Annotated in this window: 17 protein-coding genes; 12 read left to right on the forward strand and 5 right to left on the reverse strand. The window is 34.5% G+C overall.

Annotated features, from left to right (window positions below):
* Positions 1 to 4 precede the first annotated feature (4 nt).
* From flhA to Q9B79_RS15870, 8 genes are all read left to right on the forward strand, one after another.
* A complete protein-coding gene (flhA, locus tag Q9B79_RS15835) occupies positions 5 to 2,071 on the forward strand; it encodes a flagellar biosynthesis protein FlhA (protein ID WP_098667173.1) in 2,067 nt (688 codons plus the stop codon).
* Between the two features lie 14 nt (positions 2,072 to 2,085).
* Positions 2,086 to 3,396, forward strand: coding sequence for a flagellar biosynthesis GTPase FlhF (gene flhF / locus Q9B79_RS15840; RefSeq protein WP_306185702.1), 1,311 nt, complete (start codon positions 2,086 to 2,088; stop codon positions 3,394 to 3,396).
* Positions 3,397 to 3,438: 42 nt separating this feature from the next.
* Positions 3,439 to 4,212, forward strand: a complete 774-nt coding sequence (locus Q9B79_RS15845) for a flagellar basal-body rod protein FlgG (RefSeq protein ID WP_306185704.1) — start codon at positions 3,439 to 3,441, stop codon at positions 4,210 to 4,212.
* A 121-nt stretch (positions 4,213 to 4,333) separates the two neighbouring features.
* Positions 4,334 to 5,044, forward strand: a complete 711-nt coding sequence (locus tag Q9B79_RS15850) for an alanyl-tRNA editing protein (protein WP_306185706.1) — start codon at positions 4,334 to 4,336, stop codon at positions 5,042 to 5,044.
* 16 nt (positions 5,045 to 5,060) lie between these two features.
* Positions 5,061 to 5,897, forward strand: a complete 837-nt coding sequence (locus tag Q9B79_RS15855; protein ID WP_306185708.1) for a TrmB family transcriptional regulator — start codon at positions 5,061 to 5,063, stop codon at positions 5,895 to 5,897.
* The gene (locus Q9B79_RS15860; RefSeq protein ID WP_306185710.1) at positions 5,890 to 6,615 is read left to right on the forward strand and encodes an AzlC family ABC transporter permease; all 726 of its coding nucleotides are present in this window, start codon (positions 5,890 to 5,892) and stop codon (positions 6,613 to 6,615) included. The genes Q9B79_RS15855 and Q9B79_RS15860 overlap by 8 nt, the downstream gene beginning before the upstream one ends.
* Positions 6,606 to 6,917 carry an AzlD domain-containing protein gene (locus Q9B79_RS15865; protein WP_000425935.1) on the forward strand — a complete coding sequence of 104 codons (312 nt, stop codon included), beginning with the start codon at positions 6,606 to 6,608 and terminating at the stop codon, positions 6,915 to 6,917. Before Q9B79_RS15860 ends, Q9B79_RS15865 begins: the two co-directional genes overlap by 10 nt.
* A 62-nt stretch (positions 6,918 to 6,979) precedes the next feature.
* Complete coding sequence (locus Q9B79_RS15870; RefSeq protein ID WP_001972020.1) at positions 6,980 to 7,150, forward strand: DUF3951 domain-containing protein; 171 nt, start codon at positions 6,980 to 6,982, stop codon at positions 7,148 to 7,150.
* A gap of 99 nt (positions 7,151 to 7,249) precedes the next feature.
* Here Q9B79_RS15870 and Q9B79_RS15875 read toward each other — a convergent pair whose 3' ends face one another.
* From Q9B79_RS15875 to Q9B79_RS15885, 3 genes are read right to left on the reverse strand one after another with little or no spacing between them, the layout of a single operon-like run.
* Positions 7,250 to 7,609: a hypothetical protein gene (locus Q9B79_RS15875; protein ID WP_306185714.1), complete on the reverse strand. Its 360-nt coding sequence runs from the start codon at positions 7,607 to 7,609 to the stop codon at positions 7,250 to 7,252.
* The gene (locus tag Q9B79_RS15880) at positions 7,610 to 8,215 is read right to left on the reverse strand and encodes a dienelactone hydrolase family protein (protein WP_306185716.1); all 606 of its coding nucleotides are present in this window, start codon (positions 8,213 to 8,215) and stop codon (positions 7,610 to 7,612) included.
* Between the two features lie 2 nt (positions 8,216 to 8,217).
* On the reverse strand, positions 8,218 to 8,553 hold the full coding sequence (locus Q9B79_RS15885; RefSeq protein WP_306185718.1) for an antibiotic biosynthesis monooxygenase family protein: 336 nt from the start codon (positions 8,551 to 8,553) through the stop codon (positions 8,218 to 8,220).
* A gap of 291 nt (positions 8,554 to 8,844) precedes the next feature.
* On the opposite strand from Q9B79_RS15885, the gene Q9B79_RS15890 reads away from it, so the two are divergent.
* The 4 genes from Q9B79_RS15890 to Q9B79_RS15905 all read left to right on the forward strand — a co-directional run bounded on the left by Q9B79_RS15890 (position 8,845) and on the right by Q9B79_RS15905 (position 15,598).
* Positions 8,845 to 12,162, forward strand: a complete 3,318-nt coding sequence (locus tag Q9B79_RS15890; protein ID WP_306185720.1) for an isopeptide-forming domain-containing fimbrial protein — start codon at positions 8,845 to 8,847, stop codon at positions 12,160 to 12,162.
* A 40-nt stretch (positions 12,163 to 12,202) separates the two neighbouring features.
* Positions 12,203 to 13,864 (forward strand): SpaH/EbpB family LPXTG-anchored major pilin, encoded by a 1,662-nt coding sequence (locus tag Q9B79_RS15895; RefSeq protein WP_306185722.1) that lies wholly within the window; start codon positions 12,203 to 12,205, stop codon positions 13,862 to 13,864.
* Between the two features lie 90 nt (positions 13,865 to 13,954).
* The gene (locus tag Q9B79_RS15900; protein WP_306185724.1) at positions 13,955 to 14,755 is read left to right on the forward strand and encodes a class C sortase; all 801 of its coding nucleotides are present in this window, start codon (positions 13,955 to 13,957) and stop codon (positions 14,753 to 14,755) included.
* 21 nt (positions 14,756 to 14,776) lie between these two features.
* Positions 14,777 to 15,598, forward strand: coding sequence for a class C sortase (locus Q9B79_RS15905; protein WP_306185726.1), 822 nt, complete (start codon positions 14,777 to 14,779; stop codon positions 15,596 to 15,598).
* Between the two features lie 54 nt (positions 15,599 to 15,652).
* Here Q9B79_RS15905 and Q9B79_RS15910 read toward each other — a convergent pair whose 3' ends face one another.
* Both Q9B79_RS15910 and Q9B79_RS15915 read right to left on the reverse strand, forming a co-directional pair.
* Positions 15,653 to 15,832, reverse strand: a complete 180-nt coding sequence (locus Q9B79_RS15910) for an H-type small acid-soluble spore protein (RefSeq protein ID WP_087983182.1) — start codon at positions 15,830 to 15,832, stop codon at positions 15,653 to 15,655.
* A gap of 66 nt (positions 15,833 to 15,898) precedes the next feature.
* Positions 15,899 to 17,113 (reverse strand): helix-turn-helix domain-containing protein, encoded by a 1,215-nt coding sequence (locus Q9B79_RS15915; protein WP_306185729.1) that lies wholly within the window; start codon positions 17,111 to 17,113, stop codon positions 15,899 to 15,901.
* Between the last annotated feature and the right edge of the window lie 8 nt (positions 17,114 to 17,121).

Below are 17,121 nucleotides of genomic sequence, written 5' to 3' on the forward strand. Positions count from 1 at the left end.
CTCTTTGTTTAAGATAGATTCTGCAAGAACCTATTTTTCTATCTTTTTAGCAGCGTCATTCGTAGTGGCGCTCTTAATTCCACTTCCACCATTTATACTTGATATCATTATCGTTTTTCTACTAAGTATGTCAGTGCTTATTTATATGCGAGCGACAAGTATTAACGAGTGGGATGAATTAAAATCATTTCCGACCATGTTGTTATTAATCGGGATTTTCCGCGTATCGATAAACGTATCGACGACGCGAGCGATTTTGACAAACGGAAATGCTGGGCATGTTATTGAAGAGTTTGGCCAGTTCGTAATTGGCGGAAACTTATTAATTGGTATCGTTATTTTTACAGTATTAATCATATTCCAGTTTATCGTTGCAAACGGTGCATCTCGTACAGCTGAAGTTGCAGCACGTTTTACACTTGATTCTTTACCAGGGAAACAAATGTCAATCGATGCGGATTTAAACCAGCGTATTATTACGGAAAAAGATGCACAGGCGAAACGAAAGAAATTAAATATGGAAACAGAGTTTTACGGAGCGATGGATGGTGCCGGAAAGTTCATTAAAGGGGACGTTATTTTCGGGATTGTCATTTTATTCGTAAACATTATTTTCGGTTTAATTGTCGGCATGATGCAGCAAGGCATGAGCTTTGCTGAAGCAGCTCTTCACTATACACAGTTAACTGTCGGTGACGGAATCGTAAACCAAATCGGTTCGTTAATGCTTGCGATTTCAACAGGTATTATCGTAACGCGTGTATTTGACGGTTCACCGGATACGGTAACGGAAGGAATCTTTAAAGAGTTATTAGCGCATGAAGTTGTTGTCTATGCGCTTGGTGGTTTGTTTATCGCGATGGGTATTTTTACTCCGCTACCATTTCTACCATTTGCACTCGTTGGTGGAACAATTATCTTCTTAGGAATTCGAAATAAAAACCGAATAAAGAAAGAAAAAGAAGACGAGCTTCAAAAAGAAATAGAAATGATTCAAGGCGAAGACGAGCAACTGCAACAAGTGGAAGATTCATTTGGAGTATTTACAGATAAATATCCAATTATTGTAGAACTCGGGTTAGATTTAGCAGCACTTGTAAAGCAGAAAATTAACGGGGAAACAGCTCGTGATAAAGTTGTTCTTATGAGGAAATCGATTATTACCGACCTTGGTATTAACGTTCCTGGAATTAACTTTAAAGATAATACGAGTTTTAGACCAAGAGGACGTTACATTATTCGTATTAAAGGTGCGAAGGCAGCTGAAGGTGTTTTAAAATCAGGTTACTTATTAGCACTGAAAACACCGAATGTAATGGCAGATTTAGATGCAGAACCAGCGAAAGATCCAATTTTCGGTGAAGATGGATATTGGATTTTAGAGCATATGGTACAAGATGCACAGATGAAAGGCTATCAAGTATTAGAGCCGCTTAGCATATTAATTACACATTTAGATGTTGTCGTTAGACGTAATCTTCATGAGTTAATTCAGCGTCAACATGTAAAAGACTTAATTAACTCGCTTGAAAATGATAACGGCGTTTTATTAGAAGAGATTAAGAAGAAAGAAATCGACTTATCACTCGTTCAAAATGTTATTAAACAACTACTAAAGGAAGGTATTTCTATTCGTGATTTACCAACTATTATTGAAGGTATTATTGACGGAAAAGAAATTTATCAAAATCATGTTGACGGTGTAACGTCATTCGTCCGTGAATGTATTTCAAAAGTGATTTGTGAAAATGCGAAAAATCCTGACGGTAAAATTTATGCGGCGCTCTTCTCAGATTCAATCGAATTAGATGCGGATGTTGTGAACAATTCTTATCAAGGTTATTTATTAAACTGGGATTTAGATTTAGAATCGCGCGTAGTTGAGCAAGTACAACGCGTATTTAAACAAGCGAGGTTAATGGGAAGAGAACCAGTATTATTAACGCGTAGAAAAGATTTCAGATTTGCGATTGTAAGACTTCTTGAGCGCTATCAAGTAGAAGCACAAGTACTTTGTATTAGCGAATTAGCACCAGAAATTGTTGTAGATCAAATTGCCTATATTGAATAGTAGGGGGTGAAGTAATGGAAAGTACAGAAAAGAAAGAAGCGTTAATGCGAATAAAAGCAGCTTCGAAAAATGAATTGTATCGAAAGTTATTTGACCAATATGGTACAGATTATTATTACGTTGTCGATGAAAGTGTAAAACGAAATATCCCGTTTTTTTGGAAAAAGAATTATGAAATGTTAGTTGCTTTTCCAGAGGATAAACAGGAAGAAGTGAACGAAGGCACAGCTCAATTTCATGAACAATTAATGGATGTTGTGAATGACCCTTCAGAACAAATTGTGAAGGCGAACGGAATTCAATCGGTACTGCATAATTTAGAAAACGTGACGACTCCTATGTCATATGCGGCGATGCAAACAGGAAATAGTGAAGAATGGGCAAGAAAGAAAGAGAAACTATTAAAGCTGTTTGAAAAAGGTATCGTCGTTGTAAAACAGACGGAGGTAACGAAAGTAACGAAAAAGCAAAAAGCTGTGAAAAAAGTCGTTCCGGTCAAGAAAGAAGAAGTAGTTGTAAAAAAAGAACAGCAAGAATCTGTGCCATTTATTATTCAAAAAGTAATTCGCATGCTAGAGCAAAACGATGTAGAACAATACTTCATTCATGCATATGCTGAAAAGCTAAAAGTGAAGTTTGAGAATGCAACGATGATTACAGAAGAAGAAGTAATCGAATATATATTGGAAGATATGAGATCTCATTTCAATACGGAAAATGTTTTTGAAAAAGAAGTGCAAACAATTGCATTAATCGGCCCAACCGGAGTTGGAAAAACGACGACACTTGCGAAAATGGCATGGCAGTTCCACGGTAAGAACAAAACGGTCGGTTTTATTACGACAGATCATTCGCGTATTGGAACAGTACAGCAGCTGCAAGATTACGTAAAGACAATTGGTTTTGAAGTAATCGCTGTTCGTGATGAAGCTGCAATGACAAGAGCGCTTACGTATTTTAAAGAAGAAGCACGCGTCGATTATATTTTAATTGATACAGCTGGAAAAAATTATCGTGCGTCAGAAACAGTGGAAGAAATGATTGAAACGATGGGACAAGTAGAGCCAGATTATATTTGTTTAACGTTATCAGCTTCGATGAAAAGTAAAGATATGATCGAAATCATTACGAACTTTAAAGATATTCATATTGATGGTATCGTATTTACGAAATTTGATGAAACAGCAAGTAGTGGTGAGTTATTGAAAATTCCAGCAGTGTCATCTGCTCCAATTGTATTAATGACAGACGGACAAGATGTAAAGAAAAACATACATATCGCTACAGCGGAACATTTAGCGAAACAAATGTTACAAACATCATAGAAAAGAGGTGAAGAATAAGGCAACTGCCTTATTCAATCGAGTATGAACGGTCTTTATATAGGTTCTATGGGTATGATGAATTACATGCAGCGTATTAATGTTCATTCGAATAACGTTGCAAATGCCCAAACGACAGGATTTAAAGCAGAAAATATGACTTCTAAAGTATTTGATGTACAAGACACATATCGCCGCGGTGACGGGGCTGTGACAAATATCGGTTCGGTCGATTACGCTGTAGTACCAGCTGCTACGCATGTGAACTTAGTACAAGGAAATATACAAATGACAAATAGTGCTACAGATTTCTTTTTAGATGACGGTGCAGCCGGTACAACATCATTTTTCGTTACATCTAAAAATGATGAAACGTTTTTAACGAGAGATGGTAGTTTTACAATAAATAGTGATCGTTATTTGCAAACATCATCCGGTGCTTTTGTTATGGGAGAGAATAATGAACGTATTCGTATTCCTGAAGGAGCAAAGGTAGCTGTACAAGCAGATGGTACATTATATGATGAAGTAACACAAAATAATATTGCACGCCTGCAAGCCAAAACAGTAGATGCAGAAGCAAATGCTCGTCTAATGCAAAGAGAGAACAAAAGCTTTACACTAGCAGAAGGAAACATTGCTGATTTACCGAACGGAACAGGCTTAGTAAAAAACCATATGCTAGAAAATTCAAATGTAGATATGACGAAAGAGATGGCAGATCTTATGACGGATCAAAGAATGATTTCAGCATCACAACGCGTTATGACTTCATTTGATAAAATTTATGAAAAAGAAGCGAATGAAATATTGAGATAGGAGACTTCCGTTAGCGGGAGTCTTTTTATTTCAGGTTTAAATTTCAGAATTATCAATTGACTTTACGGAGCTTCTTTTTTATATTAGTAGGTATAACTATAACTACTAAAGAGGTGAGAGTATGACAACGGCATTATATTTAGAAGATGCATACAAAACGAGTTGCGAAACAGAAGTGATAAAAGTAGAAGGGAATAAAGTATTTGTAAAGAAAACAGTTTTTTATCCAACTGGTGGAGGGCAGGAATGTGATACGGGTGTCATTGTACAAGATGGGTCTGTATTTGAAGTTGAAAAAGTAAAGAAGGAGCAGGGAGAAATAGTTCACTATATAAAAGATGGAGCTCAAGTAAAATTAGGTCCAGTTAAATTAGAGATTAATTGGGAAAGACGTCATAATTTAATGCGGCATCATTCTTTACTGCATCTTATTGGAGCTATCGTTTATGAAAAATATGGAGCTCTATGCACTGGAAATCAAATTTATCCTGAGAAAGCACGTATCGATTTTAATGAGTTACAAGAGTTATCGAGCATGGAAGTAGAAGACATTGTTAAGGAAGTGAATAAACTTATTGAACAAAATAAAGAAATTTCCACTCGTTATATGAGCCGCGAAGAAGCAGAAAATGCTGTAGGAATGATTAAAACAGCAATAAACCTCCTGCCAACTACTATACAAGAAATCCGCATTGTTACAATTGAAAATTTAGACGAACAAGCTTGTGGAGGCACACATGTGAAAAATACGGGTGAAATAGGAACACTTGTTATTGATAAAGTAAAAAGTAAAGGGAAGCAAAATCGTCGCTTTGAAGTTAGAGCGATCTAGATTGTGAGGGGTACTGATGGATGAAATTATAAAGGAATTACAAAAGCTGGGTTTTTCCCAGTACGAATGTAAAGCGTATATTGGACTATTAAAACATTCCCCAGTAACTGGGTATGAAGTGAGTAAACAAACAGGAGTACCTCGTTCTATGATTTACGAGGTACTCGGTAAGTTAATGGATAAAGGAGCGGTACATATTGTACCTTCTGAACCAGTTAAATATGTACCGGTACCAGCTACCGAATTAATGAATCGAATGCGAAAAGACTTTGAAAAGTCCTTTGAATTTTTAGGTGAGAAATTAAATGGTTTAGAACAAGAGCGACAAATAGATGTAATTTCGCATATTCGCTCAAATGATCGTGTTTTGAAGGAAATTTGCAATATAATTAATAGAGCAAAGGAAGAGTTATGGATTTCTGTATGGGAAGATCAAGTGCATGAAATTGAACCATATATTCATCAAAAAGAAGAGGAAGGTGTACATATATTTTCCATCTTATTTGGTGCTCCCGATACAAAAATAGGCGCGACGTTTCACCATAATTATATGACGCCCCACGTTGTTGAAAAGAGAATGGGTGGTCATTTAACTGTTATTGCTCGTGATGGAGAGGAAGTATTAATTGCGAACTTCTCAAATGATAGCACTTCATGGGCCGTTACAACGTATGATCCAGCTTTAGTTCTCGTTGCTACAGAGTACGTACGGCACGATATTATGGTCGAAGAAATCACGAAGGAATTTGGAGCTGATAAGTTAGATACGTTATGGCGTGAAAATATAGATTTAGTACATGTCGTAACAGGAAAACGAACTTTAAAAGGAATGGAGGATGATAGAGATGAGTAAAGCTGAGGCTCATGTAGCTTTGCAAAGCGATGATACATTTCAGCAAGGAGTAAAAGATTGTTTACCAACTGTATTTGGTTATTTAAGCATCGGTATAGCAGCCGGTGTAATTGCAAAAACAGCAGGTTTTTCCATCATTGAAATTGCGTTTATGTCCACTTTAATTTATGCAGGTTCTGCTCAATTTATATTAGCTGGTATGTATGCAGCCGGTGCCCCTGCTTCAGCAATCATTTTCACCGTCTTTTTTGTTAATTTACGCCACCTTCTAATGAGTGCTGCGCTCGCGCCGTACTTTACGAAACTTCCTCTACTAAAAAACGTAATAATCGGGTCTCAAATTACAGATGAAACGTTCGGTGTTGCTGTGCAGCACGCAGCGCAAAAAGGACATTTAGGTGAAAGATGGATGATCGGTTTAAATGTTACAGCATATTTAAATTGGATTCTTGCTACTATTATCGGCGGGCTGTTTGGTGAGTGGATACCAGATCCGCATACGTATGGCATGGATTATGCATTACCGGCAATGTTTATCGGGTTATTTGTCCTTCAGCTCATAAGTAGTAAACCGAAACTAGCAATTCATCTTACTGTTGCAATTGTAGCAATTATGATTGCATACGTTTCACACTTATTTATGCCAGATAGTATAGCGGTTATTATCGCAACGTTACTAGCTGCGACGATTGGAGTTGTGATTGAAAAATGGAAATGAGATTGGACGTAATACTACTTTTATTAGCAGCAGGAGCTGTTACACTCGTGCCACGTATTTTACCTCTACTCGTATTTAGCAAACTTCAAATTCCAGACTGGGGTTTAAAATGGTTAAATTACATACCAATTGCGATATTAGCAGCACTTTTAGCCCAAGTATTATTTATGCATGAGACGATGCAGTGGGATTACCTTATCGCAGCAATCCCGACATTTCTTGTTGCAATATATACTCGTAGTTTATTAGGTACAGTATTAACGGGAGTGATTGTGATTATTTTGTTACGTTTCTTTTTCTAAAAAGGATTACGCTCATATAATAGCGAAAAGTGTAATAACATGAAAAATATAGGGGTGGTGTTATGATACTTTTAACGATAGGAGCAATTTTGTTAACGTTGTTTATTTTCTTTATTATCGGCTTTATTACGTTTATGATGTTTGTTGATAAGGCGACACCTCAAATATATTATACACCTTGTGAATCAGTGACAGTGAAAGCTAAAGGTAAAAATAAAAGGAAGAAAAGTTGAATGTTGGCTTTTCTTCCTTTTGCATTATATTTAACAATCCCGTTCATCATGGAACGAAAAAAGCTGTTGTAAAGAGGTATATTATCCTCTTTACAACAACTACATCCCCGAAAGAACTAACAAAAACAACCCAAATAGAAAACTAATAAAAGAAAGAAAACAGATACATATTGAGAACACACGATTGTTTCTCCATTCGCGCCAGAAAACGATAAACCCTAACATACAAAGGGAAAACCAAATGGGCAAGAATATAAACTCGCTAACTTTCTCTGGGAGTAACGTATAAAAAGATGTTACATATAAGATCCAATTTGTGAAAAATAAAATGTAAACGATAATAGATTGTAAGTAGGGATGCTTGGAAAATTCCCCCTTTCTTACGGTTACAATAATGATAGTTAGTGCTGAGAAAAAGGCAATGAATATGAAAATAAGTAAGAATAATGTAAGCGTCATTTAGCTCTCCTTTATAAAAGTGTTTTTTACAAGAAATGCACCTATTACATTGTATGCTTGCTTTGTAGAGTGCTCGTTATATTTTTTAGTGTACGGATTTAGAAACCCATGTTCACCATGTAGTTGTTTGATTTCTAATAAAGGATTTTTTTGTTGCTGCAACGATTGAATGAAAGAGGATACTGAAAAACTAGCTTCTTTTTCAGGGAATATAAGTAATGTAGCGCATGTAGGCTTTATGTGAACATAGTCGCGTATACGGGAACCGTAACATCCAATAATAAAATCTATTTTCGGATTGTTACTACATAGCCATGAGATGGTAGCACCGACACTAAAGCCGATAAGTCCAATTTGTGTGTAACGACTAGAAAGATGCGTAATGAATTCTTCAATTTGCTTTTTTCCATTATTAAATCCAATATGATTCATAAAAAAATGATATGCTTTTTCTTCATCACTATAATGAAATGGATGTTGTGCTTGTAGAAGATTCGGGCAGAATACATCTATATGGGATGAAGTAAAGTGGTGGATAACGTGATGCATATGGTCGTTCACACCATATATTTCATGAACAACAACGAGAGCTAATTTTTTCTTCATCGTTACAATGTACCTCTATGAAACTTAAATTCTTTCTCAACGAGGCATATACGCATATGGAAGTTTTCATACCATTGCTCACGGCCTCTTTTTTTCGCTTCTTTATGTAAGGTGTTCTGTTTCCAATTGTCAATTGCCTCAAGTGATTCCCAATAAGAAACTGTAATTCCGAGTCCTGAATGATCTCGTGCACTTTCTACGCCTAGAAATCCAGGTTGCTGCTTTGCAAGTTCCTCCATTTTGTCAGAGGCGACACTATAATCTGTCGTATCATTTGATAAATGAGAAGTGAAAATAACTGCATAATAATGACTTGTTTTTTGTGAAGTATTTTTCATATACAATCCCCCTTTTCATATAGTTTAGCATGTAATAAATAGAAAAGAAGTCATGGCTTCTTATTAATATTTCGTTTTTTTTATTATTATTTGAATGAAGTAAGAAGGTTTCTATATTGATATTTGGGATTTGATTATCATTAAATATAAAAATCTTCATATATAAATGTTTTTAAAAAAAGGAAAAAATCACATATTTTGTTAACAAAATATGTGATTTATATTAGAATAATACGTATAAGGTATATTTATATAATATGTTAATGAATTTTATTGAAGGAGGTGATCTCTTTGCACAGTAGGATCAAAGAAAATGAAAAAGTATTTGTAGTTGTTATGAGTTTATTCTTGCTATTATCTCAATTACAATTTTTAAATCCAATTGATACGGCAACGGCAGCAGTTACAGATGAAGAAGGTTTTGATAAACCAACCTATCAATCTATTCATAAAGGTGAGATGTATTCGACCGGTAATGTGAATTTAGGTATTAAAGCTACTGAAGCTCAGAAGAAAACAGCATTGTATTCAGATATAACGAATATTGCGTATACAGCACCGAATGGCTATACCCGTGAGCTCATTGATGTAGATGATGATCCAACAACTACAAATTCATCTAAGGCATATATTCCCGTTCCAGAAGATGCTGAAATTGAATGGGCCGGATTATATTGGAGTTCGACACGTTATGAATTAACACAGCAACAGTATGTAGCACCAATTAAGTTTACTACTCCAGCGGGGAAGAGCTTTCAAGTAAAGCCAAGTAATACGTATTACGGAAGTGGCTTACTTTATGGTTTTGGTATTGATGGTACTTATTATTCTAACTATGCAGATGTTACAAAGCTTTTACAGTCCTCAAATTCAAAAGGAGGAAGCTATACTTTAGCAAATATTCCTTATCCAAATACAAAACTTGCCTATAATTATGGATATTATTCTTTTGCTGGTTGGTACATGTTAGTTATTACAAAAGATAAGTCAAAAACAAGAAAAGCATTTACTGTTTATGATGGTGGATTGAAAAGAGCTACTGGATCTGGTGAAAAAGAATTTAAAGTGAAAAACTTTATTGCTTCGAAAACTGGAGATTTAGATCCGAAAGTTTCTGTTTTCGCTGTCCAAGGTGATAGATATTGGCAAGGTGATAAACTGTTTGTTCACACAGATAATGCTTGGAAAGAAATTAATGATAAGCTCAATCCAACTGGTAATATATTCAATTCCACTATTTCTGAATATGAGGAACATATGCGAGATAAGTATCCGGGTACATTTAACCCAGATTATAAAAATAATTTGGGGGTTGATGCAGATTTAATCAAGTTACCAGCAGGATATATTAAACCAGCGCAAAAGGAAATACGCTTAAAAGCTGCGACAGCTGGTGATGACTACGTATTAAACACATTAGCTTTTGCAGTAAATGCAACAGCGCCAGAGCTTGTCATAGATAAGGAAGTAGTAGATGCAAAAGAAAAGTATGAGCCAGGTGATGAAGTTACATATCGTTTAAGGGTGAGAAACATTGAACCGAATTCGAGTTCTGTTGATACAAAAATTGAAGATGTTTTAGATTCACGTCTAGAATTTGTAACAAATTCGGCGAAAATCATTTCTGGTCCGAATGCTGGAAATGAAACAGAACAAGTTGACTATGATGCAAAGACAAGAAAGTTAACAATAAGAATTGGTGAAGGAGCAAATGCTACAAAAGGTGGAATCTATACGGATAAAACACCTGAGACAACAATTGAATTTAAAGCAAAATTAGGGGGAGAAAAGGTAGAAACAGAAGTCCCTAATATCGCTGTTGTTCAAGGGGTTGATGAGTTAACAGGAAGTCAGGTTGAAGCTAACGATTCTAATAAAGTAGTAGTTAAAGTATTACCCGAACGAGAAGAGAAACCCGGGAAGTTAGTAGCTACTAAACTAGCTAAAGATATAAACGGTGGTACGCTGAAAGTTGGCGACAAACTAGAATATACAATTCATGCTAAAAATAGTGTGCCAGATTCTATCTTAAAGGCAGTTAAAATTACGGATAACCTTCCTGAAGGAGTAGAGTATGTTCCGAACACGTTAAAGATAAACGGAAAGGAACAAACGGATGTTGAAGATGAAGATTATGCACATATAAAAGATGGAACGATTTATGCTCATTTCGGCGATCTTAAAGGTGAGGAAGAGAAAGCAATCACGTTTGAAATTGTTGTAAAACCGGAGCTGGCAAATAAGAAAATAAAAAACATAGCAATAGTTGAGACCGATAGTTCGAAAGATAAGGAGAAACCAGAAGTTGAAACACCGGTTGACCCGTTGTCTGGACAACTAGAGTCGAAAAAAGAAATTATTGGTATAAAGCAAGAAAAATTTCATGTTAATGATGAATTTGAGTATCAAATTAAAGCCCGAAATAAAGTGGGAAATGGGCTTATTAAAGATATGCGTCTAATAGATAAACTTCCTGAAGGTATTGAGTATATAGCTGGTAGTATGAAATTGAATGGGAATGTATTGACAGATGCAGTTGACGAAGATGAAGGATCGTATGAGGATAATACGATTAAAGTAAACTTTGGGGACGTGCTTGATACAGAAGAAAGAATTGTAACTTTTAAAGTGAAAGTTACGCAAGACGCATTAAAAACGAAAGAAATTGAGAACATAGCGGTTGTTGAGGGGAAAACACCGGATAATGAAGATTTACCACCACAAAAACCGAATGTAAAAACAAATGTAGAAGCAAAGGAACCACAAGTAAGAAAGATGGTTTCGGATGCAGATGAAAAAGAAGTGGAAAAAGCGACATTACAAAGTATAGATGAAGAGTTTACATGGCATGTAAACTATCATTTTGGTAATGATGTTATGAACCTTGAAAAAATAGTATTGCAGGATGACTTAGAAGATATTTTAACTACCTTGCATGTAAAACTTGTAAACAGTAATGGAGAAGAAATAGAAGTTAAACCGCAAATTGATGAACAATCAAAGAAAGTAAGTATTGAGTTACCGAAGCAGGACGGAAATTATGCTTACCTTGCGAATCAATCGTATACAATGCATATTAAGTCAAAATTAAGCGCGAATGTAAATGCAGATATACTAACGAAATACAATGCGAATGATGGTATTCCAAATAAAGCAGAGTTACTGTTTGACCAGAAGAAATTCGTATCAAATGAAGTGTTTGTAGTACCGCCAGCATTAGGGAAATTTGAGATTGAAAAAGTAGATGCGAATGATGAAAATCTCAAATTGGAAGGCGCAGTATTTGAAGTGATTAGTAAAGATGGAAATATAGTATGTAAATTAACAACCGATAAAGATGGTTTGGCAACTTCTATTCCATTAATCGTTGGCAAATATACATTAAAAGAAGTACAAGCACCAAAAGGATATATGTTGATGAGAGAACCAGTAGAAATAGAAGTGAAATCTGGAATGGATTCACAAAGAATAAGAGTAGTAAATAAAAAGAGTGAATTTGTTATTCCAGAGACTGGTGGAATAGGGACAATAATTTATTATGTAATTGGTGGAATATTGATGTTTGTTACATTGTTCCTCTTTGTTAGAAAGAGAAATAATGAGAGATAGAAAAAACAAAAGTAATACAAACAATAGGGAGTGGACAACAATGAAAAGGATTTTTAGTTTATTTTTAATCTGTATGTTAGCTTTTTCAACGTTATCTAACATGGCTGTTAGTGCGGAATCTAGAAGTACAGGTACGTTAACGATTCATAAGTATGAGCAAAGTAAAGGTTCTAAAACAACTACAGAAGGCAATGGAAAAGAAGGACAAACTGTTCCAGAAGATGCAAAACCTTTAGAAGGTGTAATTTTTGAAATTAAACGGATTGAGTCATTTGAAAAAATTTCAAATGATGGAACTGTTATAAAAGAAGAAGCAAAGCCAGTAAAAAATGCTGCAATTACAAAGGTAACAAATGCAAAAGGGGAAGCTATTTTTACAGATCTTCCACTAGGACGTTATGAAGTAAAAGCTATTAAAGGTCCAGAACATATTGCTTTGGATACGACTACTTTTATTGTCGATATTCCAATGACAAGTGCAGATGGTAAAGATTTAAATTACGATGTTCATATTTACCCTAAAAATGAAACAAAACGAGGTTCAGTAGAATTCGTAAAAATAGGTGAAGCTGGTAAAGTGTTAAAAGATGCAGAGTTCCATTTGTTTAAAAAGAATAAAGATGGAACAAGCACACAAGTGAAGACACCGAGTTCATTAGTAACAGGGGAAGATGGTAAAGTTCGTGTAGATTCTCTAGAATATGGGGATTATTATTATTTTATTGAGCATAAGGCTCCAAACGGTTATATAACTAGTAAAGAAGAGCGTCCTTTCTCTATTAAGGAGTCTGGTGAAGTAGTTAAGCTAGAAGATATAAAGAACTATAAAGAACCTACGATTACTAAAAGTATAAATAACGGTTCAAAAGTAGCTGGAATAAATAAAGAGACAGATTATACGTATGATATTAAAACATTACTTCCAGAAGATATTAAATTATATAAAAAATATGTCGTAACAGATATTTTAGATGATCGTTTGGAAATAAAAGGCCAACCAATTGTTATGGTTGATGGAAAGAAAGTTGAAGATGGTAGTGTAAAAGTAGTTGTAGAAGGTCAAAAAGTAACCGCTACAATTGAAGATTTTTCAAAAATTAATGGAAAAGAGCTTCATTTGCAAATTACTGCACAAATTAAAGGAGATACTCAAGCCGGAATAGAAATTCCAAATAAAGCAGTACTAGATTTTGTAAACAAAGATGATGTTTCATCAGAAAAAGATGGAAAGCCATCTAATGAAGTAGTGGTTACACCAACTATGGGAAATATTAAAATTGAAAAAGTAGATGGCAAGAATAAGAATTTGAAATTAGAAGGTGCAAGATTCGAATTACGAGATAAAAAGGGAAATGTTGTAGTAGTAAACAAAAAGAAAATGGATGATATCACTGATGCAAATGGTATTATTACATGGAATGAAATCCCATATGGTGAATATCAAATTGTTGAAACGGTAGCACCAAAGTATAAAGATGAAGACGGTGTAGTAGAGCAATATCAAAAATTAAGAGATCCGATTGATATTAAAATTGATAAAGATCATAAAGTAATTGATTTACAAGTTGAGAACAATAAGAGCGGATGGATTATCCCAGCAACAGGTGGTATGGGGACAATTCTCTTTACAGTAGTAGGTCTTATGCTAATGGTGACAGCAATGTTTATTTTCTTTAGAAAGAAACCTGAAAAGAATTCTTAATGAATATATTTATAATATTTTAGTATGGAAAAGAGGAAAGGGATATGCTTTCCTCTTTTCCACATTTTATCCGTAGTGAAAGAGGCTGTTATGAAACGAAATATAATTTTTGGAAGTATTTTTTTACTAGGATTAAGTATATTTCTCTATCCAACTGTAAGTAATTGGTTTGCGACAAGAACTCACTATTCAGAAGTAAGTACGTATGATGAAGCGGTAAAGAGGTTGGAGCAGGAAGAGATTGATCGTAAAGAAACAGAAGCAAGCGATTATAATAAGAAGATTCAAAATACGACGCAAACATTTTCAGATCCTTTTCGTGAACAGGGCGGTGAACATAAAGGTTCGACCGTAGATATGTTAAATATTGGTGATGTTATGGGACATATAGAAATTCCGAAAATAGATGTGAACCTTCCAATTTATCAAGGGACGACAGAAGAAGTGTTAAGCCGTGGAATTGGACAGTTGGATGAAACTTCATTACCAGTAGGGGGAGAAAGTACGCATACAGTTTTAACGGGGCATCGTGGTTTACCTTCATCACTCATGTTTACTCATTTAGATAAAATTGAAAAGAAAGATATATTTTATATTCATACATTAGATAAAGTACTTGCCTATCAAGTAGATCAAATAAAAGTTGTATTACCAAATGAAACGGAAGATTTATTAGTTGTACAAGGAGAAGATTATGCAACGTTAATTACATGCACCCCTTATGGAGTAAATACGCATAGACTATTAGTGAGAGGACACCGTGTACCATATGATGCTGGAGAAAAAGAAATGATTAAAAAACCTTTCATTTTAGAAGATTGGATGATCGTTGTCCCTATTGTTCTGATTTGTATGATCCTTCTAATCATTTACTTAAAAAAACGAAAATAATATGTATTGTGTGGTGAGTGTGTGAGAAGGGGCTTAATAAGTTTAATATTGTTCCTTACAGGGTTATCTCTATTTCTGTATCCATTGGTTGCTAATTATATAAATAATTATGTATATAAAACAAGAGTAATTCGTTATGAAAAGATGGTTGATAATTTAAAAGTAGAAGATGTTAATGAGAAATTTCGGAAGATGGAAACATATAATCGTTTGTTAGGAAAAACTACTTTCAAAATGAATGATCCATTTGTTTATGATACGGAAGGAGATAATGAGCAGTTAGACTTTATAAACAAAAACGAGATGTTTGGTACAATTTCAATTCCAAAAATAAATGAGGAGTTGCCAATTTACTTAGGTGCAAATCAAGAAAACTTAAGTAAAGGAATAGGTCAAATTGAAGGGACTTCTTTACCAATTGGCGGGAAAGATACGCATACTGTATTGGCAGGGCATCGGGGTTATCATGGTGCGAAGATGTTTCGGCACCTGGATCAATTGGCTGATGACGATATATTCTATGTTAATGTACTTGGAGAGCAACTTGTTTATAAAGTAAGTGGACGTGAAATTATTAATCCAAATCAAGTTGAGAAATTGAGTGTAACAAAAGGACAAGATAGAGTTACATTACTCACATGTGAGCCATATACATCTAGTAAATATCGGTTGTTAATCTATGGCGAGAGGGTAGAAACAAATCAAACTGAACAGGATGCCAAAAGTGTAGTAGAAGTTAGAGGGCATGAAACAAGGGATTTATTTGAGGAATTGGCATTTGGTATAGTAGGTCTCATTATAATTTGTATAGGATTGTACGGTTTATTAAAAAAGAAAAACTAGTGATACAATATATAATGTAAGAAAAATGCCACTTCAAAATCGAAGTGGCATTTTTTATATTTCCTCTAAGCTATTAACTGGAACCGTTAATTCGCGGTCTGGATTTTTTACTTCATATATGCGGGCGGTTTCGTTGCTTTCGTCGACGTGTTGAATGGTAACAGGCATGCCTTGAAAACTGACATTTGCTTGTTCAGATGACACAGAAAGCTCTTTAGCACGTTGAATATTCATTTATATTCCTCCCATCATTATTATCTTTGCTAAAAAAGAGGAATAATATACCATTTCGAGACATTCTTAAAGTTTTTGTATTATTTGTAATGTTTCTTTAATAAAAGAAGAGAAAATAGAGTCAGGATACGATTGTATCGTTTCATTTGCTTTTGTTGCTTCTTCAAGAGCTCTTTTTTTATCATTCAGTTTAACGTAACAAAGTGCACGATATGCACCAGCTGTTGTAAGCCACGCTTGATCCAGTGGATGGTTCATATAATCTGCTATAAAAGCACGTTGCAATGCTTGTAAAGCTTCTTCGTAACGTTTTAATCCGTATAAAGCTTTTCCTTTTTCAAGATAATATAATCCGTCGTCTTGAAAAATGGGTTGATCTTTTAGTTTTTCTCGAAATTGTTCTAGATGTTTTAATGCGATTGTATATTCATTAGTAATCGTGTTGTAGTAGTAAGCTTTTAAAATGTCAATTATCGCAATGGATAGAGTATCTTCTGTAAAAATGGCAAATTGCTCAGATTTTTTTATGTAATATAAATAACGCTCTTTATCAACTGTAATCACTTTTTGGTAAGATAAAATACGGTAAAATTCATCTGTTTTATAATACACTTGATGTTTTTTTGAAAATGCGAGTGCTTCTAATATCGTTTCTTCACATTTTTCATAATCGCCACATGCTAGTAATATGATGGCTTCATATAAACATAATTCAATATGTATAATAAGATCCATTTCTAAATGTTTCTTTTCATAATCATTTCTAATATTAGATATAAGTTGTAAACATTCTGCATATTTTTTACGTGTGAATATCGCAAAAGATAATTTTAATTTTGTTTCCGTACTGTCGCGGTATAACTTATATTTTTCGAAAATAGAAACAGCTTTTTCTACGTAAGATTCAATGTTGTAATCTTTCATAATCGTCGCAGCAGTTACGAATTGTTTGTATATACGAGCCGTATTTAAAGTAGAGGGGAGCTCTTTTTGAACGATAGGAAGTAAAGTCTCATACACTTCATCACATTTGTTTTCCTTTATGAGTTGCTCCATTTTTGTAATGAGTTCTACAATTTCTCTATCATCATCTTCTAATAAAAAACTCGCTTCACATTCTAGTTTTTCAGCGATATATTGTAATGTTTTCATGGAAGGTGTAGCTTTTCCATTTTCAATTTGACTAAGCATACTTTTTGTTAGTTCAGAACCTGCCAGTTCAGTTTGCGTAAGCTTTTTTTCTTTACGTAACGCTTTAATTTTTTCGCCGAGAGTTGCCATATTATTGC

Source organism: Bacillus sp. MHSD_36, from assembly GCF_030757775.1.
Classification (GTDB): domain Bacteria; phylum Bacillota; class Bacilli; order Bacillales; family Bacillaceae_G; genus Bacillus_A.

Bases quoted from the DNA above. Each gene is read 5' to 3' on its own strand.
- flhF (WP_306185702.1), top strand. From the start codon at position 2,086: ATGGAAAGTACAGAAAAGAAAGAAGCGTTAATGCGAATAAAAGCAGCT.
- Q9B79_RS15845 (WP_306185704.1), top strand. From the start codon at position 3,439: ATGAACGGTCTTTATATAGGTTCTATGGGTATGATGAATTACATGCAG.
- Q9B79_RS15850 (WP_306185706.1), top strand. From the start codon at position 4,334: ATGACAACGGCATTATATTTAGAAGATGCATACAAAACGAGTTGCGAA.
- Q9B79_RS15855 (WP_306185708.1), top strand. From the start codon at position 5,061: ATGGATGAAATTATAAAGGAATTACAAAAGCTGGGTTTTTCCCAGTAC.
- Q9B79_RS15860 (WP_306185710.1), top strand. From the start codon at position 5,890: ATGAGTAAAGCTGAGGCTCATGTAGCTTTGCAAAGCGATGATACATTT.
- Q9B79_RS15865 (WP_000425935.1), top strand. From the start codon at position 6,606: ATGGAAATGAGATTGGACGTAATACTACTTTTATTAGCAGCAGGAGCT.
- Q9B79_RS15870 (WP_001972020.1), top strand. From the start codon at position 6,980: ATGATACTTTTAACGATAGGAGCAATTTTGTTAACGTTGTTTATTTTC.
- Q9B79_RS15875 (WP_306185714.1), bottom strand. From the start codon at position 7,609: ATGACGCTTACATTATTCTTACTTATTTTCATATTCATTGCCTTTTTC.
- Q9B79_RS15880 (WP_306185716.1), bottom strand. From the start codon at position 8,215: ATGAAGAAAAAATTAGCTCTCGTTGTTGTTCATGAAATATATGGTGTG.
- Q9B79_RS15885 (WP_306185718.1), bottom strand. From the start codon at position 8,553: ATGAAAAATACTTCACAAAAAACAAGTCATTATTATGCAGTTATTTTC.
- Q9B79_RS15895 (WP_306185722.1), top strand. From the start codon at position 12,203: ATGAAAAGGATTTTTAGTTTATTTTTAATCTGTATGTTAGCTTTTTCA.
- Q9B79_RS15900 (WP_306185724.1), top strand. From the start codon at position 13,955: ATGAAACGAAATATAATTTTTGGAAGTATTTTTTTACTAGGATTAAGT.
- Q9B79_RS15910 (WP_087983182.1), bottom strand. From the start codon at position 15,832: ATGAATATTCAACGTGCTAAAGAGCTTTCTGTGTCATCTGAACAAGCA.
- Q9B79_RS15915 (WP_306185729.1), bottom strand. From the start codon at position 17,113: ATGGCAACTCTCGGCGAAAAAATTAAAGCGTTACGTAAAGAAAAAAAG.